Here is a 23,739-nt window from a genome sequence, read left to right as displayed (position 1 = left end):
ACTCCGCCCATGAAATCGCGCGTCGCAGCACTCCTGATGGTGGCCGTCCTGGCTCTCGCACCGCCGCTTTTCGGGGGCGGGAAGAATGAAAACAAGGCGTCCGTCACCTTCCATCTGGAGACGGAGGCCACCGACAACCCGAAGATGATTTTCCCGCAGGTGATTGGCGAGCAGACCCGATATTTCCGCCGCATGCCGGAGCTTGGCATGAAGGATATCGTGTCGTTCAGTCCGTTCCCCTCGGATGCGGGCGAGGGGTTTGGAATCGTTTTCAAGCTCAAGACCAACGCCTCCAACCGCCTGGCCGCCGTCACCGCCTCCAACCAGGGCCGTTGGCTGATCGCGCAGGTCAACGGCCGCGCCGTCGATGGAGTGATCATCGACAAGCAGGTCAACGACGGTTTCATCGTGATCTGGAAGGGCGTCACGCTCCCAGACGTCAAACTTCTCGACGAGGAACTGCCGCGCGCCGATGAAGTTAACAAAAAGAAATAGCTGCTCGAAATGATCCGCTTCCCCGCTCTCCTCCTCTCGCTGGCCGGCATTCTGGCGGCCGCGCCGATCGATCTCCGCCTGCCGACGGAAAACCAGCACCTCTTCACCGGCGAGCCGGACCGCTTTTACATGTATGTGGACCGGACCTTCGAGGGCCAGACCAGCAAGCCGTGGGAAGCCGGTTCCTACGGCTTCGTCCGCACCGCCATCCGCGTCAACGACCGGGTTTTACTGACGAAATTCCACGAAGGCATCGATATTTCCCCGGTGAAACGCGACAAGGCCGGCAATCCGCTCGACTTGGTTTCCAGCATCGCCGCAGGTCGAGTCGCCCACGTCAGCCCCGTCGCCGGACGCAGCAACTACGGCAAATACGTCGTCATCGAACACTTTTGGGAAAACTCGTCGGTGTTCTCGCTTTACGCCCACCTCGCGGAAATCACCTGCCAGCCGGGAGATTCGGTCAACGCCGGTTCCGTGCTCGGCCGGATGGGCTACACCGGCGCGGGAATCGACCGGACGCGCGCCCATTGCCATCTCGAACTCGGCATGCTGCTGAGCACCCGTTATGAAGAGTGGCATCAGAAATGCGGCGGCGGGACGAATTTCCACGGCGTCTTCAACGGCATGAACCTGAGCGGCTCCGAAGTCTCGCGCTTCTTCATCGAGCACCGGGCCAATCCCGCGCTCCAGTTCAGCGAGTTCATCGCCAACACCCCGGTCTATTTCAAAGTCACCGTCCCGTCGCGCGGCACGCCGGATTTCGTCGCGCGCTACCCGTGGATCAAGCGCGGGTCCGCCGCCACCGCCGTCTCATGGGAAATCAGCTTCAGCGCCACCGGCCTGCCAGTGGCCTTCAATCCCAGCCAGCGGGAAGTCGCCGCGCCGCTCGTCACCTCCGTCCGCCCGTCTGATGTGCCGCAGCGCTACCTCACCCGCGGACTCATCACCGGCGAGGGCAACCAAGCGACGCTCACCCGCTCCGGCGAGCAACTCGTTTCTCTCATCACCGACGATTTCCCCATCACCCGGTAACCGAATCTTCCCATGTCCATCCTCGAAAAAATCAGCGCCCTCGGCCTCACCCTGCCCGCCGTCCCCACCCCCATCGCCGCCTACGTCAATTGCGTCCGCAGCGGCAACCTGCTTTTCCTCTCCGGCGGCCTGCCCATCGACGGCGACACCAAAGTCATCGGCAAGGTCCCCACCGAGGTCTCCGTCGACGAGGCCAGGGAAGGCGCCCGCATGGTCATTCTCAACCGCCTCGCCGTCATCCGGGATGAAATCGGCTCGCTCGACAAGGTGAAGCGGATCGTCACCCTCAACGGCTTCGTCAACTCCGAGCCCGACTTCCACGGCCACCCGCAAGTCATCAACGGCGCGTCCGAACTGCTCGTCGAAATCTTCGGCGACAAGGGCAAACACTCCCGCACCGCCCTCGGCGTCGCGGCGCTCCCGCTTAATGTCGCGGTTGAGATCAATCTGATTGTCGAAATCGAAATTCGAGTCTAACATCCTTAGCGATGCCACGCCCCCCCCGCTGCCGGATTTTCTCAATTCGCGATTACGCCTGCGCCCAGATCGCGGCGGAAATCGCGTTGTTGATCCGCGACCGGGCCGTCCTCGGACGTACCGCGGTCCTCGGCCTGATAGCCGGAAAAACCCCGCTGCCACTCTACCAGGAACTCATCTACCTCCACCGCGAGGAACGCCTGTCGTTCCAGAACGTCGTCACCTTCAATCTCGATGAATACCTCGGACTCGAAAACGCCCACCCGGCGGGTTTCCGGTCCTACATGCAGCGGAATTTGTTCGACCACATCGACATCCCGCCTGCGAACATCCACTTCCTCTCGACGACCGTCGCCGATGTGAGAGCCTTCGCCCATTGTGCCAACTACGAGGCGAAAATTGCCCGTGCCGGCGGCATCGACTATCAGATTCTTGGCATGGGGCGCTTAGGTGAAATCGGGTTCATCGAGCCGGGGATTCCGCTCGATTGCCGCACCCACCGGGTCCTGCTCAGCGAGCGGCTCCGGCAGGACGTGGCTGGCGCGTTCGGAGGCATCGACAATGTGCCCACCCACGCCATCACCATGGGCTACGGCACGGTTTTGGAGGCCCGTAAAATCGCCGTTCTCGCCTGGGGAACCGTGAAATCGCGCGGCGTGCGGCGCGCGATCGAAGGCCCCGTCTCGAGCAAAGTCGGTGCCTCCTGCCTCAAAACCCACCCGGCCGCGCAATTCTTCCTCGACGGCCCGGCCGCCTCGCGGCTCCAGCACCAATAAAAAGGCCCGCCATCGGAAAATGGCGGGCCTTTGGGTGAAAATCAGAACGCTTCAGCAGCCGCATCCGCCGCCGCCACCACCGCCGCAGCAACCGCCGCCTTTGCTGGAAAGCTCGTCCGCAGTCGGCACCCGGCCGAGCTCGATCGTGCTGCCGACGTATTTGCCGATCTCCTTCTGCAGCGTTTCCAGTTCGCGTTGGGCGGAGAGGAAATCACGGGCGATTTCGTTTTCGAAAAGCGCGTCGCGGGCGCTTTCAAACTCGCGGATTTCCGACGCACCAAGCTCGACGCCGGCGTGTTGTTTGTGGTGCAGCTCCTCGCCGCGCTCGTGGACGCTCTGGTATTGAAGGCGGGCCGAATCATCGCCCAAGAAGCGCTCGACGTCGGCTTGAAGCTTGAGAAATGAAGGATCGCTGGCGATCTGGGCGCACAGTTCCTTGGTTTTTACGATCACGGCGGAGTCTTCGGCAACAATGGACATGGCGCTGCATAACCTTGCACGAGCGGACTGGCAACGGACTTTTCCGGAATTTTTCCCAAGCGGCATTCCTGCGAAAATCACAACAAATGCGTGACAGACCCTGCCGCCGGGGCTTCCTTAAAAGCACACTCATGGCCCTCGAACCCCTCAAGGACGGCATTCGCTCGAACGTGCGGATCGATTTTTACGGCAACGTCCACAAGCGCTTGCGAGGCACCGACGCGGACAAGCGCTACGCCACCGAGGTCGCCGTGCTCAAAGCGCTCGAAGAACGCGGCTGCCCGTACGTGCCCCGCCTGCTGGAGGAGCACCCGGAAGAGCTCTACTTCGTCTCGACCAACTGCGGCAAACTCGCCACCCAGATTTCCAAAGCGAAATCCGACCAGCTCTTCGCCAAGCTGGAGCGCGAATACGGCATCCGCCACCTCGACGCCGAGCCGCGCAACATCACCTACTCGGACAAGCTCGGCTGCTTCTGCATCATCGACTTCGAGCTCGCCGAAATCCTGCCACCACCGCCCGGCCTCGTCTCACCCGCCATCTGACCCCAAGCCATCCGTGACCGAAGCCGCAATCCTTCATTGGGCCGCCCTCACCCACAGCGGGTCCCGCAAACTCCGCAACGACGACTCGCTGATCGCCTTCGCCTCCGGGCCAAAAGGCGCGGAAATCCTTCCGGAAACAGGCAGCCACGCACTCGCCACCCACGACCTCGTCTTCGCCGTTTCCGACGGCATGGGCGGCAGCAACGCCGGCCACATCGCCTCCTCGATCATCCTCCAACAGATGACCGAAATCATCCCGGAAACCTTCAAGGCCGCCGCCGCCGGGCTGTTTCCGGACTCGCTCAGCCACCTCGCCGACGCCCTCCGCTCCATTCACGACGAGATCAACGCCACCGGCAACGGCAGCGCCGATAAAAACGGCATGGCCGCCACCCTCGCCCTCGCTTGGTTCACCCCGGAAAACCTCTACATCGCCAACGCCGGCGACTCCCGCATCTATCGCTCCCGCGGCGGCAAGCTCGAACAACTCAGCCGCGACCACACCTATGCCTGGAGCCAGTGGAAACGCGGCGAAATCAGCGAGGTCCAATACCGCTCCCACCCTCGGCGGGCCGCCCTTTACGAAGTCGTCGGCGGCGGCCACGACAAGGTGAACCCCCATTTCGCCGCCATCACTTACGAGGTCGGCGACTGCTTCCTCGTCTGCTCGGACGGGCTCGTCGACGGACTCTGGGAACGCCACATTTCCGACGCCCTCGCGACCTGCTGCGACGCCCCCGCCGCCACCGCGCAAACACTTCTAAAACGCGCCATCGACAACGCCGGGATCGACGATACAAGCCTCATCGTCATCGCTGTTAAAGAAGCTCCGGCAGAGTGAATCGCCAAGGCGGTCGAGTGGATCGGCAAGCGCGAGGCCGACAAGCCGTTCTTGCTCTATTTCCCCATGTGCCCGCCGCACACGCCCGTCGCCCCGGCACCGGAATTCGTCGGCAAGAGCGGGGCCAAGGATGAGGTGAAAAACGACCCGGAATACGGCGACTGGGTCTATCAGGGCGACCACATGCTCGGCCAACTCCTCGACGCCCTTGAAAAGAAAGGTCTCGCCGGAAACACCCTCGTCATCGCCACCGCCGACAACGCCGGCGAGGACAGCGTGAGCATCCTGCCCGCTCTGAACGGCACCGCCAAGGAAACCCTGCGCGAGGCGACCGTCCACCAATCGATGGGCCGCGACCTCGCCATCCGCCAAGGCCCGTGAAAGCTCATTTTCCTCAAAAACGGGAAACGCGAGCTCTATCAACTGGAGTCCGACCTCGGTGAAACCAAGGACCTCGCCAAAGAGAACCCGGAGGTCGTCGGAAAAATCGCCGTCTTGATGAAACGATATGTGGAGGAAGGCCGTAGCACGCCCGGAACGAAACAACCCGGCGAAAAATCCGTCAGCTGGCCAATGCTTGAAACATCCAAGTGAACCGCGGGAAAACCACCCATCCAAATTCCATGAAAACTCTCTTAACCGCACTCACCGCCGCACTCTTGTTCGCCGCATCATCGCACGCCGCGGAACCGCGCCGCCCGAACATCCTTTTCATCCTCACCGACGACCAGTCTCCGTTCGACTTCAAGTTCCACAACCCGCAATCCACTCTTCAATCGCCCAACATCGACCGCCTCGCATCAGGCGGCATGATCTTCGATTCCGCCCATCACATGGGCTCCTTCAGCGGCGCGGTCTGCACGCCCTCACGACACATGATCATGAGCGGTCGCACCGTCTGGCACCTGCCGATCGGCCCCGGTGCGGAGAAATGCCCGCCCAACCTTGAGAAAAACACCATCGGCGCCGTCTTCAACCGCGCAGGATACGCCACCATGCGCACCTGCAAACAAGGCAACAGCTATGCCGCAGCGAACAAGGAGTTCGGCGTCGTCCACGACGCCACCAAGCGCGGCGGCACCGACGAATCCGGCAGTGCTTGGCACGCCTCAGACCGCGTGCTCGATTAACTCGGCGAACGGAAAAGAGAAAAAGGACGAGCGCCCGTTTTTCATCTACTTCGGCCTGTCGCATCCCCATGACACCCGCGATGGCAAGCCGGAGCTGCTCGCAAAATACGGCGCCACCAACCACACGGACAAATCAGCCTGCCCGCCCGCCAACCCCAAACAGCCGCCGCTGCCGCCCAACTGGCTGCCCGCCCATCCACTCGACAACACCCACAGCGACGTGCGCGACGAGAAGGCGGTCAGCGGCGTGTGGGATCGCCGCGACGAGGCGACGATCCGCAACGAGATCGGCCGCGACTACGCCTGCTCGGAAATCATCGACATCCAGATCGGCCGCGTTCTCGCACGGCTTGAGGAAATGGGCGAGCTTGAAAACACCTACATCTTCTACACCGCCGACCACGGCATCGCCATCGGCCGCCACGGGCTGCAGGGAAAACAGAACCTCTACGAGCACACCTGGCGTGTCCCGATGATCGTCAAGGGACCCGGCATCAAGCCCGGCAGCCGCGCACCCGGAAACATCTACCTCGGCGACCTGCTCGCCACTTTCTGCGACCTCACCGGCGTCACGCCGCCGGAAACCAACGAGGGTACTAGCTTCAAACCGGTGCTCTATGGCCAGAAACCCAGCATCCATGATCCCGGGGAAAACAAACCCGGCCGCGAAAAAAAGGCTGCGAAAAAATCGAAGCGATGATCCGCTTCATGTGTTGCCCGCCGAATCGATCCAGTGCCGGTGAAGCTTCGAAAACACCACACTTGTCGAGCCGACCGATTCATCCGGGTCGGGTTGTGGATGGATCCGTTGGCTATTTCCCCGGCCACCAGGCGGCGAGCTTGTCGCGCAGGGCGGCGGCACGCGCGGGCTGCCTGCGGCGAGGTCTTCCTCCTCATTCGGATCCGCGGATTGCATGCCACTCCCTGCGGCACGGGGTGGATCATTACTTCATGATCGAATCAGCGACGCCCGCACGTAGTATCAGCCGATGAAAATGTTTACACGCCTCCTCACCGCGTCCCTGGTTCTGGCACTGCCCGCAGCCGCCGCCGAAAAGCTCAAGGCCCTCATCGTCGATGGCCAGAACAACCACGCCGTCTGGCCGAAATCGACGGTCATGATGAAACAATATCTGGAAGGCAGCGGCCTGTTCGAGGTGGAGGTTGCGAGGACGAAATTCATCTCCAACTTCAAACGCGAACAGGATTGGCTTCCCCTAGCAGGCGCCGGCGAATCCGAGGGAACCGAAAAGCCGGTGCCCGATCCGGATTTTTCGCCGGATTTCACGAAATACGCCATCGTGGTCAGCAACTTCGGCTACGGGGCCGCGGACTGGCCGGAAACGACGCGGCGCAATCTGGAAACCTACATGAAAAACGGCGGCGGACTCGTCGTCGTCCACGCCGCGGACAACAGCTGGGGAAATTGGGAGGAGTTCAACCGCATGATCGGCCTCGGCGGATGGGGCGGCCGCAACGAAACATCCGGACCCTATGTCTATTACGATGCCGATGGCAAGGTCGTCCGCGACCCCGGCGCCGGCAAATGCGGCACCCACGGCCCGCAAGGCGAATTCGTGGTCACCATGCGGGACAAAGCCCATCCGATCACCAAGGACCTTCCGGATTTCTGGATGCACTCCAAGGATGAATGCTACTCCCGCCTGCGCGGCCCGGGCGAGAACATGACCATCCTCGCCACGGCGGCGGACACCCCGGAGCTCAAGGCGGCGGGCCGCAACGAACCGATGCTGATGGTGATCGATTACGGCAAAGGCCGTGTCTTCCACACGACGCTTGGCCACGACACCGAGGCATTCGAAGGAGTCGGCTTCATCACCACTTTCCTGCGGGGCTCAGAATGGGCGGCGACCGGCAAAGTGACCCAGCCGATCCCGAAGGACTTCCCGGCCGCGGACAAGCCGGCCGCCCGGGCCTTCGCATTGAAAAAGTGATCAAGGATCAGTTTTGTGAGCCCCCCTGCCCATCGACCTCCCGCTCCTTGGCGTCCATGAAAGGATTCTCAGCGATCTTATTCGGCATGATCTTTGCCTGCCATTTCCAAGCCTGTGCCGCAGAGCAGGCTTGGCCGGAGAAACGCGAGTTCTGGTTCACCCAACCCGCCATGGAATGGAAGCTCGGGCTACCGGCTGGCAACGGCCGCCTCGGGGCGATGGTGGCGGGAACGTTTCCCAAGGAACGCAGATCCGTAGGAAGCCGCAGCGTATCACAACGCACCTAAAAAAATCCGCCCATGAAAACCCGCCCCCTGCTCTTCCTCGGATCGTTCCAAGACGGCGGATTTACCCACGGCATGACCCATGGCGATCCGAAACGCGGTGGCCGCCACGGCGATGAAGGCCTCAGCATCGGCCGCGAAGGGATGCAACCCGTCAGCGACTTCCTCGACCTCGCGACCCAGGAAAAGAAGCCCTTCCTTCTCTGGTATGCGCCGTTCCTGCCTCACACCCCGCACAACCCGCCGAAGCGACTGCTAGAAAAACACACCCGGCCCGGCCGCGCCGCGGATGTCGCCGCGTATTACGCGATGTGCGACTGGTTCGATTGAGACCTGCGGCGAGTTGTTCGATAACCTCGACCGCAGGGGCCTGCGTGAAGGACTCGTTCGTCCTCGTCGAACTCGATTTCCCGAAGAACAAATCCAAGCTCTCCGAGGAAACCCAGAAACAGAACAACGAGCTCAGGGTCAAGTATGGCGTGAAGGGTTACCCAACCATCCTCTTGTGCGATGCCGAAGAACGCCCTTACGCCAAAACCGGCTATCAAAAAGGTGGGCCGGAGAACTATGTCGAGCACCTCAACAAACTCCGTGAGAGAAAGACCACCCGTGACGAGGCGTTTGCCGCCGCCGAAAAAGCCACGGGCGTGGAAAAGGCCAAGGCGCTGATCTCCGAGCTCGAAGCATTGGGCTTGAGTGATGAAATGGTGACGCCCAACAGATCATGATGACCCGCGCGAAGATTCTAGCACAACAGACCAAGCTCGCAGAGTCGCTCAAAGCCGTGGATGAAGCCATCGCCTTCGCCCCGGAAAGCCCGTTGGTTCCGGGCATCAAAGGATTCCGGAAGCAAATCGAAAGCATGCAAAAAGCTGAAGAAAAAGCAGCGAAGAAGGACGCCGAGCCTGCCGGACAAGAGTAAGCGCGCCAAAGACACGGGGCCCGTCGATTTCCACAAGTCCGGCGGAGACGATCCGTGAGACCTGCGGCGATACCGTCTCCGCGGGCGGCCTGGGGAAGTTCCTTTCGACGATGGCTCCTGAGGCCTTGAACCTTCGGCCTTTCCTGACTAGCTTGCGCGCCCGACCCGGAAATTCCATGCCCAAAGTTTACGTCAAGACCTACGGATGCCAGATGAACGAGCGCGACTCCGAGCAAGTCGCCCGGATGTTCAGCGAGGGCGGCTACACGGTCACGACCGATGAAAACGAGGCCGACGCCGTGCTCATCAACACCTGCTCCGTCCGCGACCAGGCGGAACAGAAGGCGCTCGGCAAAATGGGCAACCTCATCCACAAGGGCCGCGACCGCAAACACGTCGTTTACGGCTTCATGGGCTGCATGGCCCAGTCGCGCGGCGAGGAGCTTTTCAAAACCCTGCCGAACCTCGACGTCGTCGTCGGCACCCAGAAATACCACAAGGTTTTCGAATACGTGGACACCATCCTCCAGCGGCGGTTAGAGGCCCGCATGGACGACCCAGCGTTTTCCCTCCGCGGCACCAGCGTCTGCGACACCGCCGAGGAGGAAGGCTCGCAAAACACCATCCGCGACCACGTCCCTAAAGCGCACGAGGCCTCCGCCTTTGTCTCCATCATGCAGGGCTGCAACATGCGCTGCTCGTTCTGCATCGTCCCCGACACCCGTGGCAAGGAGCGCGGCCGGCCCATCGCCGAGATCGTCGGCGAGGTCCGCCACCTCGCGGCCCACGGCGTGAAGGAAATCACCCTGCTAGGCCAGATCGTCAACCTTTACGGCCGCACCGAGTTCCCGAAAATCGACGGCAAGTCGCCTTTCGTCCAACTGCTCGAAGCCGTGCACGAAGTCGAGGGCATCGAGCGCATCCGTTTCACCTCGCCGCATCCCATCGGTTACCGGGACGACCTCGTCGCCGCCTTCACCTATCTGCCGAAACTCTGTTCGCACATCCATTTCCCGATGCAGAGCGGCTCCGATAGGATCCTGCGAGAAATGCGCCGGCCTTACAAAAACGAGAAGTTCATCGAGATCTGCGAGAAAATGAAAGCCGCCCGCCCCGGCCTTGCCATCACCACCGACATGATCGTCGGCTTCCCCGGCGAGACCGAGGAAGATTTCCAAGCCACCATCGACACCGTCGAGCGCCTCAAGTTCGACAACGCCTTCGTCTTCCGCTACTCGAAACGCCGCAACACCCCCGCCGCCGAGATGGACGGCCAACTCGACGAATCCGTGAAGGAAGAGCGCAACCAGCGCCTGCTCGCCGTGGTCGACCGCCTCGCCATCGCCAGCAACGCCGCCGTCGTCGGCACCCGCCAGCAAGTGCTCTGCGAAGGCCCGTCGAAAAACAACGCCGCCCGCCTTACCGGCCGGACCTTGCAGAACAAGATCGTCATTTTCGACGGCGACCCGGCCCGTCTCACCGGACAGATCCTCGACATCCAGATCGAGCAATCCACCGGCTTCACGCTCTTCGGCACCGCGTGCCTGGAAGAATGTGTCCCGGCTGTCTCAGCCGGGGATCAGATCACATCTCCAACAGCAGACGCGTCGGCGACTCGAGGCTGTCCTTGATGCGGATCAGGAAGGTGACGGCTTCCTTGCCATCCACCAACCGGTGGTCGTAGCTGAGCGCGAGATACATCATCGGGCGGATGACGACCTGGCCGTTGAGCGCGACCGGACGCTGCTGGATGGTGTGCATGCCGAGGATGCCGCTTTGCGGCGGGTTGAGGATCGGCGTGCTGAGCAGCGAGCCATAGGTGCCGCCGTTGGAAATCGAGAAGACGCCGCCGGAGAGGTCGTCGAGGGTGATCTTGCCGTCCTTGGCCTTCTTGGCGTAGTCGAGGATTTCCTTTTCGATCTGGGCGAAGGACTTCTTGTCCACGTCGCGAAGGACCGGAACGAACAGGCCTTTTTCCGACCCGATGGCGACACCGATGTCGTAGAAATGGTTCTCGATGATCTCGGTGCCTTCGATGCGGCCGTTGATGGAAGGAACGTCCTTGAGCGCCTGCGCCACGGCTTTGATGAAGAACGACATGAAGCCGAGCTTCACGCCGTGCTTTTTCATGAAGTCTTCCTGCACCTGCTTGCGGAGGTCCATCACCGAGCTCATGTCCACCTCGTTGAAGGTCGTTAGAATGGCGGCGGTCTGCTGGGCATTGACAAGGTGCGTCGCGATCTTGCGGCGCAGCATCGACATCTTCCTGCGGGTGGTCCGGCCGTCGCTCACTTCGGATGGCGTGACCCGCTCGACCGGGGCGGCGGGTGCGGAGAAATCGGGTTTGATCGCGACGGGCGCGGCGGCCGGGGCCGGAGCGGCGGCAGCGACCGCGGGAGCGGGAACCGCGCCCGCGGTGGCGGCGGTATCGATGGTCGCGATGATCGCGCCGATCGAGACTTCCTCGCCTTCGGGCGTGATGATTTTCAAACGACCGGATGCGGGGGCTTCAAGTTCGTTGGAAACCTTGTCGGTTTCGAGAGTGACGAGGACCTCGCCCTGGACGACCTGTTCGCCGTCGTTCTTCCGCCATTTCGCGACGTTCGCGGAGGTGATGGACTCGCCGGCGGCGGGGACTTTGAGTTCGATGACCGCGCCGGACGCGGCGACAGGGGCAACAACCGGAGTCTGGACGACCGGCGGAGCGGCGGCGGCGGTTGCGGCGACTTCACCGGAGATGCGGGCGATCAAGGTGCCGATGGAGACTTCCTCGCCCTCGCCGACGAGGATTTCGAGAATTCCGTCGGCAGGAGCTTCGAGCTCGTTGGAAACCTTGTCGGTTTCGAGGGTGACGAGGATGTCGCCCTTTTTAACGGCATCGCCGTTTTTCTTGTGCCAGCGGGCGACGTTGGCGGAGGTGATGGATTCGCCAGCGGCAGGAACTTTGACGTCGAGTGACATGGATGAAGCGGGGTGAGAGTTGGGAAAGTTGAATCGGAGTTAGACCTCGAAGGCCTGGGAAACGAGCGCCTTCTGCTCGCGGTAGTGCATCGCCTTGGAACCGGCTGCGGGACTGGAAGCAGTCCCCCGGCCGGCATAGCGGATCTTGCTGCCGACGGCGCGTTCGAGGCGCGGGAAAATGTACGACCAGGCACCCATGTTGAGCGGCTCTTCCTGGCACCAGACGAAGTGCGAGGCGCTCGAATACTGGCTGATGATGGCCTCGACCATTTCGCGGTGAAACGGATAGAGCTGCTCGATGCGGATGATGGCCGCGTTCTCGATGCCCTTTTCCTGACGATAGGCCATGAGGTCGTAGTAAACCTTGCCGCTGCAGAAAATGATGCGGCTGACGTTCGAGGGATGGGCGAAGGATTTCGTGTCCGGGAGGATTTCCTGGAAGCAGGTGCCTTCCATGAAGTCGGCTTCCTGGGAGACCGCCTCAGGCCGGCTGAGCAGGCTCTTGGGCGTCATCAGCACCAGCGGCTTGCGGAAGTCCCGGTGCTTCTGGCGGCGCAGCGCATGGAAATACTGGGCGGGCGTGGTGAAGTTGCCGACGATTAGATTCTTCTCGGCGCAAAGCTGGAGGAAGCGTTCCAGACGGGCGCTGGAGTGCTCGGGACCCATGCCCTCGTAGCCGTGCGGCAGCAGCATCACCAGATCGCTCGGCGTCTGCCACTTGGACTCGGCGGAGGAAATGAACTGGTCGATGATGACCTGCGCGCCGTTGGAGAAATCCCCGAACTGCGCTTCCCACATGGTGAGCATGCTCGGATAGGAAAGCGAGTAGCCGTAGTCGAAACCCAGCACCGCGAACTCGGAGAGGAAGGAGTTGTGAACGCAGAACCGCGATTGGGCGGGGTCGAGATGTTCCAACGGAATGTATCTCTCCCGCGTCTCGTAGTCATAGAAAACGGCGTGCCGCTGGGAGAAGGTCCCGCGCCGGCAGTCCTGGCCTGATAGACGCACCGGAGTTCCCTCCATCAGCAGCGAGCCGAACGCCAGCGACTCGGCGAAGGCCCAGTCGATCGGGCCGCCGTTGGCGAGCGCCTCGACCCGCCGCGGGATGAAGCGCTTTTCGAGCGTCGGGTTCAAATTGAAGTCGTTAGGAATGGTCGTGAGCACCTTGCCGATGTGCTGGAGCGTGTCGCGATCGATGCCGGTGGGAACGGGCGCGTGCGAATAGGCGGGCTGGTCGATGCCGGTCGAGCCGCTGAAGGCGGTGCGGTCGCCCGCCTCATGCAGCTCGAGCATTTTCTGATAGCCAGTCTCCAGCTTGTCCCAGATCGCCTGTTCGAGCGAATCGAGATCGGCTTGGGAAATGACGCCCTCGGCGACGAGCTGCTGCTTGTAGGTTTTCCCGAAGGTCGGGCGGTCGGCGATTTTCTTCGCGACGATGGGCTGGGTGAACGCCGCCTGGTCCGCCTCGTTGTGGCCCTGGCGACGGTAGCAATACATGTCGATGACGATGTCGCGGCCGAATTTCTGGCGGAACTCGAGGGCGAAGAGCGCGGCCCAGTAGAGTTCCATCGGTTCCTCACCGTTCACGTGGAGGATGGGCGCCTCGATCATTTTCGCGACGTCGGTCGCGTAGGCGGATGAGCGGGCGTCGGCCGGAATGGTGGTGAAACCAATCTGATTGTTGATGATCAGATGGATGGTGCCGCCGGTGCGGTAGCCTTTGAGCTGGGAGAGATTGAGCACCTCCGCGACCGAGCCCTGGCCGGCAAACGCGGCGTCGCCGTGAAGCAGGATCGGCAGGACCTGATTGCGGTCGATTTCCCCGCCGCCTTCGCACAGAACACGCTGGCGGGCGCGGACCTTGCCCTCGACGATGGAGTTGACGGCCTCCAAGTGGCTTGGATTTGCCGCGAGGCTGACCCGGACTTTGCCGTCCGGCAGTTCGCGGATGCTTTCGTAGCCGAGATGGTATTTCACATCGCCATCGCCCGCGACCAGGTCGGGTTCATAGGTGGGAGTGAACTCGTAAAGGATGGTGGTGAGGGACTTGCGGACGAAATTGGCGAGAATGTTCATGCGCCCGCGGTGCGACATGCCCATTTCGATCTCCTTGACGCCGTGCGAGGGGCAGGCTTCCAGCAGCGCGTTGAGCAGGATCATCGCGCCCTCGCCACCTTCGTTAGAGAAACGCTTCTCGCCGAGGAAGCGCTTGCCGAGGAAGTTTTCAAACGCCTCCGCTTCCAGCACCCAGCACAGCGAGTTGAGCTTCTTCGCCGGAGTTGCCTCGTTGCGCACCGCGTGGATCTCGATCCGCTCGCGCACCCAGTGGCGGACGGTCGTGTTGTGGATGTGCATGAACTCGAATCCGATCTTGTTCGAGTAAGTCGCCTCCAGCGCGGCCACCATGTCGCGCAGCTTCATCTTGTCGCCGTGGCGGAAAAACGAGTTCCACACCTCGCGGTCGAGGTCCGCGGCGGTCAGGCCGAACTGCTCGAGCTTCAAGCGCGGATTGTGCTCCGGTTCGTCGAGCGGATTGATCGCGGCCTGGGTGTGGCCGAGCGTGCGGTAGTTATAAATCAAACTCACCACCTTGCCGAAAAACGCCAGGTCTGCGTCCGAGGCCGGCGCGGACACTCCCGCGGCGGCGGCTTCCTCCTTGAGCTTCACCTGGGCCGATCCCAGCTCGAATCCTTCAAAAAACGCAGCCCACGTCGCATCGACCGACTTCGGGTCCTCGCACCATTCGGTGTATTTTGATTCCAGCAAGTCTGCGTTCTGTCGCGGCGAAACCGAAGAGTTCATGAGAAAGGAGTAAAATGAGGAGGCGAGCCCGCGAATTTCCCGCTTGGCCCGCCACGCGCGGCGCTTCATTAAAGGGCGCAGCCCGTCGCGTCAACCGCGCAGGCGCGAATTTCCCCGCAATCCACGGACCCGAAATCATGATCGAAGTGAACCAACTTACCAAGCGATACGCCCGCCACGAAGCGGTCAGCGGCATCAGCTTTTCCGTGGCGCGCGGCGAAATCGTCGGCTTCCTCGGCCCGAACGGCGCCGGCAAGACCACCACCCTGCGGATGCTCACCGGCTACCTGCCGCCCACCTCCGGCACCGCCACCATCGCCAAGCACGACATTTTCCGCCAGTCGATCGAGGCCCGCCGGAAAATCGGCTACATGCCCGAAAACGTCCCGCTCTACGAGGACATGCGGGTGAAGGAATACCTGAAATTCCGCGCCCAGCTCAAGGGCCTCGGCGGCAGCGACAGCCGCCGCCGCGTCGGTGACGTCATCGACACCTGCGGCCTCGGCAACGTCCGCCGCAAGATGATCAAGACCCTCTCGAAAGGCTACCGCCAGCGCGTCGGTCTGGCCGATGCCCTCGTTCACGACCCCGAGCTGCTCATCCTCGACGAGCCCACCAACGGCCTCGACCCGAACCAGATCCGCCAGATCCGCGAGCTCATCCGCCACCTCGGCCAGACCCACACCGTGCTCATTTCCACGCACATCCTCTCCGAGGTGGAAATGACCTGCAACCGCGTCATCATCATCGACGGCGGGAAAATCAAAGCCGCCGACACGCCCGCCAACCTCGTCGGCCAGATGCGCGCCGCCGGCCGCATCCAGGTGGAAATCCAAGCCGACCCCGAAGTCGTCGCCGGTGCCATCAATCGCCTCGACCCCGTGAAAAAAGTCACTCCCGAGCCGCTCGACGACGGTTGGACCCGCTACACCGTCTGGGTCGATTCCGGCACCGATTCCCGCGAGCACATCGCGAACCTCGCCTCGCAATACGGCTGGCCGCTCCGCTCGTTGTTCCGCCACGTCGCGACGCTGGAGGACGTTTTCGTCGAACTGACGCGTAAGGACTGATAGGGGGCGTGGCCGCCTCGTCCATGCGACGGCTCACTCCAAGCAGGAATTGGCTTTGCAAGGATCACTCCCGCATTTTAGACCCGCGTGAAATGTTTTCCCAAGAACCCATTGAATGGCCCGAAAAAGTCGAGATCCTCGTCGATCGCCTTGAGAGCGCATCGTCCGAGCGTGCTCTCAGCCGCGAAGAACGTGCCCTGATGGACGTCTATGAGACCGTTTCGCTTCTTGAAAGCGAGGACGGCCTGCATGGCTTCTGGCAGAGCGGGGTGAATCACCAGCGCATCATCAACTCTTTCGAACTCATCGACGCGACCACCCTGGTCGATCCTCTCAACGCCAGCCGTTGGTGCGAAACCCGCAGCGAGGACCGCAACGACTACAGCGAAACCGAAGCGGATTACCTCGCCACCATCGAAGAAGAACTCCCCGCCGGACTGGACGAACTCATCGACCTCGTGCTTGAGTTCATTGAGGAGGAATTGGGATAGGATGGGTTCCCGGGCGGGGAAACATCCTCCCGGTTCAATCCCCCAGCCCCTTCGCGTAAACCTCGTTTTCCGTGAACACGATCATCATCGGGCGGCAGCAGACTTCGCAGTCGTAGTCCACCTCCGCCGGCATTTCATCCGGGTGCGGCATGGCGACTTCAAAGACTTCGAAGCAGGTCGGGCAAGTGACTTCGGCGAGTTCCATGGCGGCAGCGTAGCGGCGATCACCGGTCGCCGCGAATTCATTTTCTTCCATTCGCGGCGACCGGCGATCACCGCCACATCGCCTCTTGCAAGCCCCGGCCGCCCTGCCATCTTTCCCCCGGTATGTCCGAGAAGACGCTGTTTGAAAAAATCTGTGACAAGGAAATCCCCGCGTCCATCGTCCATGAAGACGCGCGCTGCGTGGCCTTCCGCGACATTTCACCGCAGGCGCCGGTCCATATCCTGATCATCCCGCGCAAGGCGATCCCGCGCGTGGGCCTGGCGGGCGAGGACGACGAGAAATTGCTCGGCCACCTCCTGCTGACCGCCGCCGCGGTCGCGCGGAGCGAGGGCATCGCGGAAACCGGCTACCGGCTGGTGATCAACAACGGCCCCGACGGCGGCGAAGCTGTTCCCCATTTGCACGTCCACCTGCTGGGCGGACGCCCGCTCCAGTGGCCACCCGGCTAGATCCAAGGTCATGATCCGTAAATTCTCCAAGCTTCTCGTCACCCCGCCCGCCCGCCGCGCGTCAAGCGGGTGGTGCTCGTCCACGGGTTTCTCGAAACCGGCTCGGCGTTCAAAACGCTCAAGAAGCGCCTCGAAAAACGCGGCTTCGAGTGCTACGTGCCGCGCCTGAAACCCAGCGACGGCCGCGGCGGACTGACCAATATCGCCGCGCGTCTCAAGCAGGACATCGACACGAAGTTCGGCCCGGAGGAACCCATCAACGTCGTCGCCTTCAGCATGGGCGGCATCGTCAGCCGCGAGTATTCGCAACACCTCGGCGGCGCGGCGCGGTGCGAGAATTTCGTTACCATTTCCTCGCCTCACCACGGGACCAAGGCCGCCTGGCTCTACCCGACCCAGGGAACCGAGGAAATGCGACCGGGCAGCCGGTTTCTGGCAAGCCTCCAAAACTCGCAGGACCGCCTCGGGAAAATCCCCGTCACTTCCTATCGCACGCCGATGGATCTGATCATCCTGCCGCCGGAAAGCTCCGTCTGGGACCGCGCGGAAAATCTGGAATTCCCCGTCCTGATGCATCCGCTGATGCTCACTTCCGGGCCGGTCATGAGCGACATCGAGCGGCGGCTGGCGAAGTGACTCAGTCGCCGTCCGTTTTAACTTTCCCGAGCACTTCGACCTTCACGGTCGCCACGCCGCGATGGGCGAAACCGAGTCGCTCGGCGGCACCGACGGTCACGTCGATGATGCGGCCCTTGGTGTAGGGACCGCGGTCGGTGATGGTCATCACCTCGGATTTGCCGTTGCTCTCGTTGGTGACGCGGACCTTGGTGCCCATGGGCAAAGTCTTGTGAGCGGCGGTGGCCGCGTGGTTCGAAAGCCGCTGGCCGCTGGCGGTCCGGGTGCCGGAATTGGTCCGGACCGAATACCAGGACGCCTTGCCCTGTTGGACTGACTTCACCGCGTATCGGGAGTCGCCCTGATGGATTTGAGATTTCGAGTTTGCACTCCCGGTTGTGGCACAACTGGGAATAAGGATGACGCCGGCGATTGCCAGGGCCACGGATTTGAATTTCCGGGTCAGGTTCATCGTGTGTAGTCCCCTTTGGGGGCGGTTTTTATAAGGACCTCGTAATGAGGAGGCAAGAAAAAACGACCTTGCTAGAATCGGCCCGCAATCCACGGTTTTCCCAAGGATTCGGGCAACCGTGCTTGCCGAAACGCTGCCCGCCGCGCGCCGAACCCGGTGGCCGGCGGGTTCATTTTCTGCGTGACGGATCAGGGAAGCGGCCGCCAAACCGCGCGGTGGAGACGCCAGCCATCCTCTTCCTTTTGCCAGTCGAAGGTGACCTCGTAAGTCCCGTCCGCCGGACGATAAGTCGGCAGCTCGACGAGTCCCGACAGCGAGAGCTTCACCTTGGCGGCGTCGCCTCTGACGCTGACGGAATGGAATTTCCCGGCCTCGAAGCGGGTCTGCCTGGCTTGGTTGCAGAGCCATGAAAACGCGGATTCGAGTTCGGCGCGCTCGAAGCTGCCGTTGGCCTCCTCGATCTCCGGGTTTTCGAGTTCCACCTGGGAGGCGAGCAGGGCGTTGAGCGAGCAGGCGGCCATTTGCCGGCCGGCCTTCCCCGTGCCGGAATCCAAGGTGAGCGTGGCGAGCAGCGACCCGGTCCGGCGTTTCAAAACCTGCACCGGCGAGAACCACCAGATGCCGACCCCCACGGCAACCGCGAGGCTGGCAGCCAGGATGGCGGAGCGTTTCATGCCGGCGGACTCTGATGGCTTGGATCGTAAAAAATCCGGATGTCCGCCTTCTCGGTGCCGAGGAGCTGTTGGGCGCGCTTGAGCGCCGCGCGGGTCGATAGATTCGGGTTGCGCGGATTGGTCAGGAAAATGTTGCTCTCGCCCGCGCCGCGGTCGCAGCCGGCTTGCAAGGTGACGAGAATGCCGGATTTCTTGAGCACCCGGTAAACCTCGCGGGTCGCGCCGGACACGATCAGGTGCAGGCCTTTTTTCCGCATGAAAAGGATCAGGTCCTCCAGCGCCATCACACTCGTCGCATCGAGATGGCGGGCGTTTTTCAAGCGCAGGATGATCACCTGGATCGCCGGGTCGGAGACCGTCCGCTGGATCTGCGTCCGGAACAACTCCGCCGCGCCGAAAAACAAATCCCCCTCCACGTGGACGATCGAAATCGCGGGGATCGGCCGCGTGCGCTTCTCGCCCATTTCCCGGAGCTCCCCCGCCTCGCTGAATTCATACTCGATCAAAAACGGCCGGCTCGCCTTGCGCAGGAACAGCGTGATGGAAATCGCCACGCCGATGAAAATCGCCACGTGCAAAGGAGCTAACAACGTGGAGACAAAGGTGATCACCAGCACCGCCGCGTCGTCCGAGGTCGAGCGCAGGCAGATCCGGATGTGCCTCACGTTGAACAACGAGAACGACAGCGCGATCACCAGCGCCGCCAGCCCCGCCTTGGGCACGAAGTCGATCAGCGGAACCCCCCAGCCCACCGACGCCGCGATCAAGACCGCCGCAGCCATCGTGTAGAGCCCGGCCAGCAACGAGGAGAAACGCGTCCGCGCGCCGGAATCGTGGTTGAGCATCGAGCGCGTCAACGAGCCGGACGCCGGCATCCCGCCGGCGAAGGCGGTCGCGAGATTGGCCATGCCCACCGCCAGCATGTCCTGGTTCACGTCCGCCCGGTCGCCGGTTTTCGACGCCAGCGTTTTCGCCATCAAGGTGTTTTCCAACGAGGCTAGGAAAGCGGTGGCGAAGGCGATGCTCAACAGCGCCGAGATGTCGGCGAAAATTTCCGCCCGCAAGAGATGGGGCGCCCGCGGTATCAGGTCCTGGAAACCGAAGGTCACGAAGGTCTGCGCGCCTTTGAACGGCACCACCTCCGCCCGGATCAAGGTGCCGAAAATCGCCGAGGAAATCAGCAGCGCCACCCCGAAGGCCGGCCACGACGGCCGCCACCGGCGCAGCGCCGCGTAGATCAGCAAGGTCGCCGCACCGATCAGCACCGACACCCACCGCGTGTGCGGCAGCGCCTGCGCCAGCCCCCACAACAGGCCCGCGAACGTCGAGGACGCCGCGTCGCTCACATAAGCCGACAGCCCGAGAAACGGCTTCAATTGATTCGCCACGATCAACACCGCCGCCCCGGAGATATAACCGACTAACACGCTGCGAGAGACGTATTGCAAAAGATCCGCCACCCGGAACAAAGCCCCCACCGTCGCCATCAGGCCCACCATCAGGACCAGCAGCGGGATCAGCTCGCCCCAGCGCCCGACCAGCGCCGGGTTCACCGAGAAAAAGCTGAACAGCATGAACGCCGTCGCATTGGTCGGGCCGAGCACCGTGTGCCGCGAGCCCGCGAACAAGGGCGCGACAAAAGCGGCCACCGCCGCGCAGGTGATTCCATAAACCACCGGCAGCCCGGCGATGGCCGCAAACGCGATGCCCTGCGCCAGCGCCAACACCGTCACGTTCGCCGCCGCCCACGCGTCCTGCCGGAATTTCGGCACCGTGTAATTCCTCAGATCCTTGGCGAAGGGGGCCAGCGCCACCCGCTCCGCCGCGAAGAAATCCCGGACATCCCGGGAGGCTTTGGTGAGCGTGCGGAGAATTTTCATCGGGGCACCGGAGCTTACTTGAATCGCGCCCTTCGGAACAGGAACAAGCCTAACACCACGCAGAGGACGTTCGGCGCCCACAGCGTCATCGTCATCCCCGCCTGGGTCTTGAACTGGTCCGCCAGCATCGTCACCAGGAAATAACCCGAGCCGATCAGCAAGCTGATGATCAGCCCGCGGGAAGTGTCGCGCCGGCGCGTCTGCAAGCCCAGCGGCACCGCCACGAACGCAAACGCGAGACAGGCCATCGAGAACGAATAACGGGTCATGATTTCCCGCTGCATTTTCCGCCTCTTTTCAGCACTCAACGTCGGGTCGGTCGCGATTTCGTGGCGGATCTGCTGGTTCGACATCGAGCTGGCGCTGAGTTTGCGGTCCCGCGGGTTTTTCAAGTCGATCAGCAGCGGTTCCGCCTCCCCGGCGAAGCCCATCTCCACCTTGCCCTCCTTGTTTCTGGACTCGAAATACGCATCCTCCAGCTTCACCCGCAGCTGGCTTTTCAGCGGGTCGATGGTCAGCGCCGCCTTGGTCGCATGGACGTAGGTCATCGCCCCGTCCCCGTCCTTGACCTGCGGCAACACGTAGAAATGAAACCCCTCCACCCACTCGCCGCTTTTCCCCTCGACCAGCAGTTTCTGAACACCCGTCGCATCGCCTTTGAAATCCCCCTGCACCACCCCCGGCTTGAGCAGCGAATCCGGATCGCGGGCCGCCTGTTCGTAGATCAACAGCTTCGAGGAGGCCTTCGAAAACGGCACCACATTGATGTTCAGCCACAGGCTCAACAACGACAGCAAAACCCCGATCACGAACACCGGTGCCGAGAGCCGCACCAGGCTCAAGCCCGCCACCCGGAAACTCGTGATTTCCTGGTCCGACGACAACCGCCCGAACACCAGCAGCACCGCCGACAAGAATCCCCACGGGATCGTGTACATCAGCGAGAGCGGCAGCACGCTGATCACGAACCGGATCACCAGCGACAGCGGCGCCTTTTGATCCACCAGCAAGGGCTGGATCTGCTTGAAAAGATTCCCCAGCACCAAGACGACCCCCAGCACCATCACCGCGTACAAGGTGCCCGAAAGTACCTGCCTGCCAATGTAGCGGTCCGAAATACGCATAAAGTGAACACACTCTGGAGACCGCCCTCCGCCCTGTCCAGACCAGAGACGAACCGGGAAAACCCGTTGCCGGGAAATGACTCCCCTCAGCTCCGCCAGCGCGTGAATTCTTGACCTCGCCGGGCGATTGAGCCACGGCTTGCGGCGTGTTCACCCCCAAGATCGACCGCCCCTATTTCGACGCCTGGTTGCGCCGGACCGGTCGCCAGTTCGCGGTGAGCGGACGCCTGACGGAAACCGCGATGGCACTCGCCGCCGCGGAAGGCGGCTCGGTGGACGAATGGCGAACCCGCCTGCGAGTCATCCTCGAAGGCCAGGAAGTGCCGTCGCTCGATTTGCTCACCCGGATCGACGCCTTGCTAACAACCAAGTCGAAGACGCCGCCCGAAAAAAATCTTCAGGAATTTCTGTTTTAGTCTCCCACAGTGGCGACTTGGTCAGAACCGGTGGGATGACGGAGGGAACCGCGCTCTCGCAGAAAATTCTAGCTGAATGTTCTTGTGATGGCACGCCTACTGCGCCACCCCTGCGGCGGCACCCCTGCCTGATTCTCCATCAGATCTTCCGCCGCCTGACCCCGACATGCATCAGTTCCGTTCCAGATCCACGATCCTGCGCTTCAAGGCAGTATCGATCTTGCTGTGCTCGAAGTGCCTGCTGGCTCCGCTTGCCAGCCTGACGTTCATTTACGCCGTCCTCCAGGATGACCGCAAGCTGGCCCACGTCGGCATCGGCATGGGAATCGCCGCGGTTCTATCGACGGTCTCCCAATGGATCCTCGCCGCGCGGGCGCGTTGCCCCTTGTGCCTGACTCCGGTGCTCGCGGCCAAGGACTGCGCGAAACACCGGCGCGCCCGCACCTTCCTCGGCAGCCACCGCCTGAGAGTCGCGCTATCCATCTTGTTCAAAAACACCTTCCACTGCCCCTACTGCTCGGAAAAGTCCGCCATGACCGTCCGCCGCAGCCGCCGTTGAAAATTTCCGGCGATTCGCGGGATTGACAGGCCTGCCCGAGCCGTCGAGCCTCCGCCCATGAATTTCATCACGAAATCCCTGCGAGCCATCATCCCGACCGCGGCCGGGTTGGCACTTGCAATCTCAGCCACCGCCCGCGCCGAAACTGTCATGCCTGAAACTCCATCCGACGTAGCCGCCCCTCCCGCCGATGCCTCCAAAACCGCATCCGGCCTCGCCTCCAAAGTCCTCCAAGCCGGCAAAGGCGACCAGAAACCCGCCGCCGCCGACACCGTCACGGTGCATTATTCCGGCTGGACCACCGACGGCAAACTCTTCGACAGCTCCGTCAAACGCGGCCAACCCACCAGCTTCCCGCTCAACGGCGTGATCAAAGGCTGGACCGAGGGCCTCCAACTCATGGTCGAGGGCGAAAAGCGCCGCTTCTGGATTCCCGCCGCTCTCGCCTACGGGGAAAACCCCGGCGGCGGCCGCCCCGGCGGATTGCTCGTGTTCGACGTCGAGCTGCTCGCCATCAAACAAGCACCCAAGCCGCCCGCCGTCCCGGAAGACGTCGCCGCCGCCCCTGAAAGCGCCGAGAAAACCGCCTCCGGCATCGCCTCGCGCGTCCTGACCAAAGGCATCGGCACCGTCCACCCGAAAGCCACCGACCAAGTGAAAGTCCACTACTCCGGCTGGACCACCGACGGCAAGATCTTCGACAGCTCGGTCATGCGCGACGAGCCCATCGTCTTCCCGCTCAACCAAGTCATCCCCGGCTGGACCGAGGGCGTGCAACTCATGGTCGAGGGCGAAAAACGCCGGCTCTGGATTCCCGCCAAGCTGGCCTACGGCGAAAGCCCGCCGCCAGGCGCTCCCGCCGGCACGCTGGTGTTCGACGTCGAGCTGATTCAGATCGTCAAATGACCTTTCACCGGTCGCCATTCCTCACCGCGGCGATCGCGCTCGGCCTCGCCTCCTGCGCCCAGCCGGCGCGGCAGGCCGCCGCGCCGGAAACCCCGGTCGCCGCCGAGAAAAAACCGGTGAGGATGAACAGCCGCGGCAAGATCACCTCCATCTC

Annotated in this window: 29 protein-coding genes and 1 pseudogene; 22 read left to right on the top strand and 8 right to left on the bottom strand. The window is 62.4% G+C overall.

Annotated features, from left to right (window positions below; genetic code table 11):
* Nucleotides 1-9: 9 nt before the first annotated feature.
* The 4 genes from AC4DF4_RS08030 to AC4DF4_RS08015 are packed head-to-tail and all read left to right on the top strand — an operon-like array spanning nucleotide 10 to nucleotide 2,783.
* A complete protein-coding gene (locus AC4DF4_RS08030; protein WP_490047599.1) occupies nucleotides 10-495 on the top strand; it encodes a hypothetical protein in 486 nt (161 codons plus the stop codon).
* 9 nt (nucleotides 496-504) lie between these two features.
* On the top strand, nucleotides 505-1,530 hold the full coding sequence (locus tag AC4DF4_RS08025; RefSeq protein WP_490047598.1) for a M23 family metallopeptidase: 1,026 nt from the start codon (nucleotides 505-507) through the stop codon (nucleotides 1,528-1,530).
* Nucleotides 1,531-1,542: 12 nt separating this feature from the next.
* Nucleotides 1,543-2,007, top strand: coding sequence for a RidA family protein (locus AC4DF4_RS08020; protein ID WP_490047597.1), 465 nt, complete (start codon nucleotides 1,543-1,545; stop codon nucleotides 2,005-2,007).
* Nucleotides 2,008-2,018: 11 nt separating this feature from the next.
* Nucleotides 2,019-2,783 (top strand): glucosamine-6-phosphate deaminase, encoded by a 765-nt coding sequence (locus tag AC4DF4_RS08015; protein ID WP_490047596.1) that lies wholly within the window; start codon nucleotides 2,019-2,021, stop codon nucleotides 2,781-2,783.
* Nucleotides 2,784-2,834: 51 nt separating this feature from the next.
* Here the strand turns inward: AC4DF4_RS08015 and AC4DF4_RS08010 are convergent, their stop codons facing one another.
* Complete coding sequence (locus AC4DF4_RS08010; protein ID WP_490047595.1) at nucleotides 2,835-3,263, bottom strand: YlbF/YmcA family competence regulator; 429 nt, start codon at nucleotides 3,261-3,263, stop codon at nucleotides 2,835-2,837.
* A 131-nt stretch (nucleotides 3,264-3,394) separates the two neighbouring features.
* On the opposite strand from AC4DF4_RS08010, the gene AC4DF4_RS08005 reads away from it, so the two are divergent.
* The 11 genes and pseudogenes from AC4DF4_RS08005 (at nucleotide 3,395) to miaB (ending at nucleotide 10,571) form a co-directional block, all read left to right on the top strand.
* Nucleotides 3,395-3,808: a BUD32 family EKC/KEOPS complex subunit gene (locus AC4DF4_RS08005; RefSeq protein WP_490047594.1), complete on the top strand. Its 414-nt coding sequence runs from the start codon at nucleotides 3,395-3,397 to the stop codon at nucleotides 3,806-3,808.
* Between the two features lie 13 nt (nucleotides 3,809-3,821).
* A complete protein-coding gene (locus tag AC4DF4_RS08000; protein WP_490047593.1) occupies nucleotides 3,822-4,649 on the top strand; it encodes a PP2C family protein-serine/threonine phosphatase in 828 nt (275 codons plus the stop codon).
* Nucleotides 4,650-5,030 (top strand): sulfatase-like hydrolase/transferase, encoded by a 381-nt coding sequence (locus AC4DF4_RS07995; RefSeq protein ID WP_490047606.1) that lies wholly within the window; start codon nucleotides 4,650-4,652, stop codon nucleotides 5,028-5,030.
* A gap of 242 nt (nucleotides 5,031-5,272) precedes the next feature.
* A complete protein-coding gene (locus tag AC4DF4_RS07990) occupies nucleotides 5,273-5,779 on the top strand; it encodes a sulfatase-like hydrolase/transferase (RefSeq protein WP_490047592.1) in 507 nt (168 codons plus the stop codon).
* A complete protein-coding gene (locus AC4DF4_RS07985) occupies nucleotides 5,745-6,479 on the top strand; it encodes a sulfatase-like hydrolase/transferase (RefSeq protein WP_490047591.1) in 735 nt (244 codons plus the stop codon). The genes AC4DF4_RS07990 and AC4DF4_RS07985 overlap by 35 nt, the downstream gene beginning before the upstream one ends.
* 295 nt (nucleotides 6,480-6,774) lie before the next feature.
* Complete coding sequence (locus tag AC4DF4_RS07980) at nucleotides 6,775-7,734, top strand: ThuA domain-containing protein (protein WP_490047590.1); 960 nt, start codon at nucleotides 6,775-6,777, stop codon at nucleotides 7,732-7,734.
* A gap of 56 nt (nucleotides 7,735-7,790) precedes the next feature.
* Nucleotides 7,791-8,021, top strand: coding sequence for a glycoside hydrolase N-terminal domain-containing protein (locus AC4DF4_RS07975; RefSeq protein WP_490047589.1), 231 nt, complete (start codon nucleotides 7,791-7,793; stop codon nucleotides 8,019-8,021).
* Between the two features lie 39 nt (nucleotides 8,022-8,060).
* A pseudogene (locus AC4DF4_RS07970) lies at nucleotides 8,061-8,397 on the top strand (sulfatase); the annotation flags it as partial.
* Nucleotides 8,393-8,746, top strand: a complete 354-nt coding sequence (locus tag AC4DF4_RS07965) for a hypothetical protein (protein WP_490047607.1) — start codon at nucleotides 8,393-8,395, stop codon at nucleotides 8,744-8,746. The pseudogene AC4DF4_RS07970 and the gene AC4DF4_RS07965, both read left to right, overlap by 5 nt.
* Complete coding sequence (locus AC4DF4_RS07960; RefSeq protein WP_490047588.1) at nucleotides 8,743-8,940, top strand: hypothetical protein; 198 nt, start codon at nucleotides 8,743-8,745, stop codon at nucleotides 8,938-8,940. The genes AC4DF4_RS07965 and AC4DF4_RS07960 overlap by 4 nt, the downstream gene beginning before the upstream one ends.
* Nucleotides 8,941-9,116: 176 nt before the next feature.
* Nucleotides 9,117-10,571: a tRNA (N6-isopentenyl adenosine(37)-C2)-methylthiotransferase MiaB gene (miaB, locus tag AC4DF4_RS07955; RefSeq protein ID WP_490047587.1), complete on the top strand. Its 1,455-nt coding sequence runs from the start codon at nucleotides 9,117-9,119 to the stop codon at nucleotides 10,569-10,571.
* Here the strand turns inward: miaB and sucB are convergent.
* Together sucB and AC4DF4_RS07945 are read right to left on the bottom strand one after the other, a co-directional pair.
* On the bottom strand, nucleotides 10,525-11,901 hold the full coding sequence (gene sucB / locus AC4DF4_RS07950; RefSeq protein ID WP_490047586.1) for a dihydrolipoyllysine-residue succinyltransferase: 1,377 nt from the start codon (nucleotides 11,899-11,901) through the stop codon (nucleotides 10,525-10,527). The two genes, miaB and sucB, sit on opposite strands and share 47 nt — an antisense overlap.
* Nucleotides 11,902-11,940: 39 nt before the next feature.
* Complete coding sequence (locus tag AC4DF4_RS07945; RefSeq protein ID WP_490047585.1) at nucleotides 11,941-14,703, bottom strand: 2-oxoglutarate dehydrogenase E1 component; 2,763 nt, start codon at nucleotides 14,701-14,703, stop codon at nucleotides 11,941-11,943.
* 137 nt (nucleotides 14,704-14,840) lie between these two features.
* Between AC4DF4_RS07945 and AC4DF4_RS07940 the strand changes: the two genes are divergently transcribed.
* The gene (locus AC4DF4_RS07940) at nucleotides 14,841-15,773 is read left to right on the top strand and encodes an ABC transporter ATP-binding protein (protein ID WP_490047584.1); all 933 of its coding nucleotides are present in this window, start codon (nucleotides 14,841-14,843) and stop codon (nucleotides 15,771-15,773) included.
* 92 nt (nucleotides 15,774-15,865) lie between these two features.
* Nucleotides 15,866-16,264 (top strand): hypothetical protein, encoded by a 399-nt coding sequence (locus tag AC4DF4_RS07935; RefSeq protein ID WP_490047583.1) that lies wholly within the window; start codon nucleotides 15,866-15,868, stop codon nucleotides 16,262-16,264.
* Between the two features lie 34 nt (nucleotides 16,265-16,298).
* Here the strand turns inward: AC4DF4_RS07935 and AC4DF4_RS07930 are convergent, their stop codons facing one another.
* Nucleotides 16,299-16,520 carry a zinc ribbon domain-containing protein gene (locus AC4DF4_RS07930; protein ID WP_490047582.1) on the bottom strand — a complete coding sequence of 74 codons (222 nt, stop codon included), beginning with the start codon at nucleotides 16,518-16,520 and terminating at the stop codon, nucleotides 16,299-16,301.
* Nucleotides 16,521-16,591: 71 nt separating this feature from the next.
* On the opposite strand from AC4DF4_RS07930, the gene AC4DF4_RS07925 reads away from it, so the two are divergent.
* Together AC4DF4_RS07925 and AC4DF4_RS07920 are read left to right on the top strand one after the other, a co-directional pair.
* On the top strand, nucleotides 16,592-16,939 hold the full coding sequence (locus tag AC4DF4_RS07925; protein ID WP_490047581.1) for a histidine triad nucleotide-binding protein: 348 nt from the start codon (nucleotides 16,592-16,594) through the stop codon (nucleotides 16,937-16,939).
* Nucleotides 16,940-17,008: 69 nt separating this feature from the next.
* A complete protein-coding gene (locus tag AC4DF4_RS07920; protein ID WP_490047580.1) occupies nucleotides 17,009-17,575 on the top strand; it encodes an esterase/lipase family protein in 567 nt (188 codons plus the stop codon).
* A 1-nt stretch (nucleotide 17,576) separates the two neighbouring features.
* Here the strand turns inward: AC4DF4_RS07920 and AC4DF4_RS07915 are convergent, their stop codons facing one another.
* The 4 genes from AC4DF4_RS07915 to AC4DF4_RS07900 form a co-directional block, all read right to left on the bottom strand.
* Complete coding sequence (locus tag AC4DF4_RS07915) at nucleotides 17,577-17,897, bottom strand: septal ring lytic transglycosylase RlpA family protein (RefSeq protein ID WP_490047579.1); 321 nt, start codon at nucleotides 17,895-17,897, stop codon at nucleotides 17,577-17,579.
* 317 nt (nucleotides 17,898-18,214) lie between these two features.
* Nucleotides 18,215-18,700 carry a flagellar hook assembly protein FlgD gene (locus tag AC4DF4_RS07910; protein WP_490047578.1) on the bottom strand — a complete coding sequence of 162 codons (486 nt, stop codon included), beginning with the start codon at nucleotides 18,698-18,700 and terminating at the stop codon, nucleotides 18,215-18,217.
* The gene (locus tag AC4DF4_RS07905) at nucleotides 18,697-20,580 is read right to left on the bottom strand and encodes a SulP family inorganic anion transporter (RefSeq protein WP_490047577.1); all 1,884 of its coding nucleotides are present in this window, start codon (nucleotides 20,578-20,580) and stop codon (nucleotides 18,697-18,699) included. The genes AC4DF4_RS07910 and AC4DF4_RS07905 overlap by 4 nt, the downstream gene beginning before the upstream one ends.
* 14 nt (nucleotides 20,581-20,594) lie before the next feature.
* A complete protein-coding gene (locus AC4DF4_RS07900; RefSeq protein WP_490047576.1) occupies nucleotides 20,595-21,704 on the bottom strand; it encodes an LptF/LptG family permease in 1,110 nt (369 codons plus the stop codon).
* A 146-nt stretch (nucleotides 21,705-21,850) separates the two neighbouring features.
* Here AC4DF4_RS07900 and AC4DF4_RS07895 point away from each other — a divergent pair, with 146 nt between their 5' ends.
* The 3 genes from AC4DF4_RS07895 (at nucleotide 21,851) to AC4DF4_RS07885 (ending at nucleotide 23,585) form a co-directional block, all read left to right on the top strand.
* Entirely contained in the window at nucleotides 21,851-22,120 is a 270-nt protein-coding gene (locus AC4DF4_RS07895) for a hypothetical protein (RefSeq protein ID WP_490047575.1), read from the top strand.
* Between the two features lie 166 nt (nucleotides 22,121-22,286).
* Nucleotides 22,287-22,679, top strand: coding sequence for a hypothetical protein (locus AC4DF4_RS07890; protein WP_490047574.1), 393 nt, complete (start codon nucleotides 22,287-22,289; stop codon nucleotides 22,677-22,679).
* A gap of 57 nt (nucleotides 22,680-22,736) precedes the next feature.
* Nucleotides 22,737-23,585, top strand: a complete 849-nt coding sequence (locus AC4DF4_RS07885) for an FKBP-type peptidyl-prolyl cis-trans isomerase (RefSeq protein WP_490047573.1) — start codon at nucleotides 22,737-22,739, stop codon at nucleotides 23,583-23,585.
* The last annotated feature ends 154 nt before the right edge of the window (nucleotides 23,586-23,739 follow it).

The sequence above is a fragment of the Luteolibacter sp. genome (genome assembly GCF_058122085.1).
Note: the sequence above shows the minus strand (reverse complement) of the source record. Positions and strands in the feature narration are given on the sequence as shown.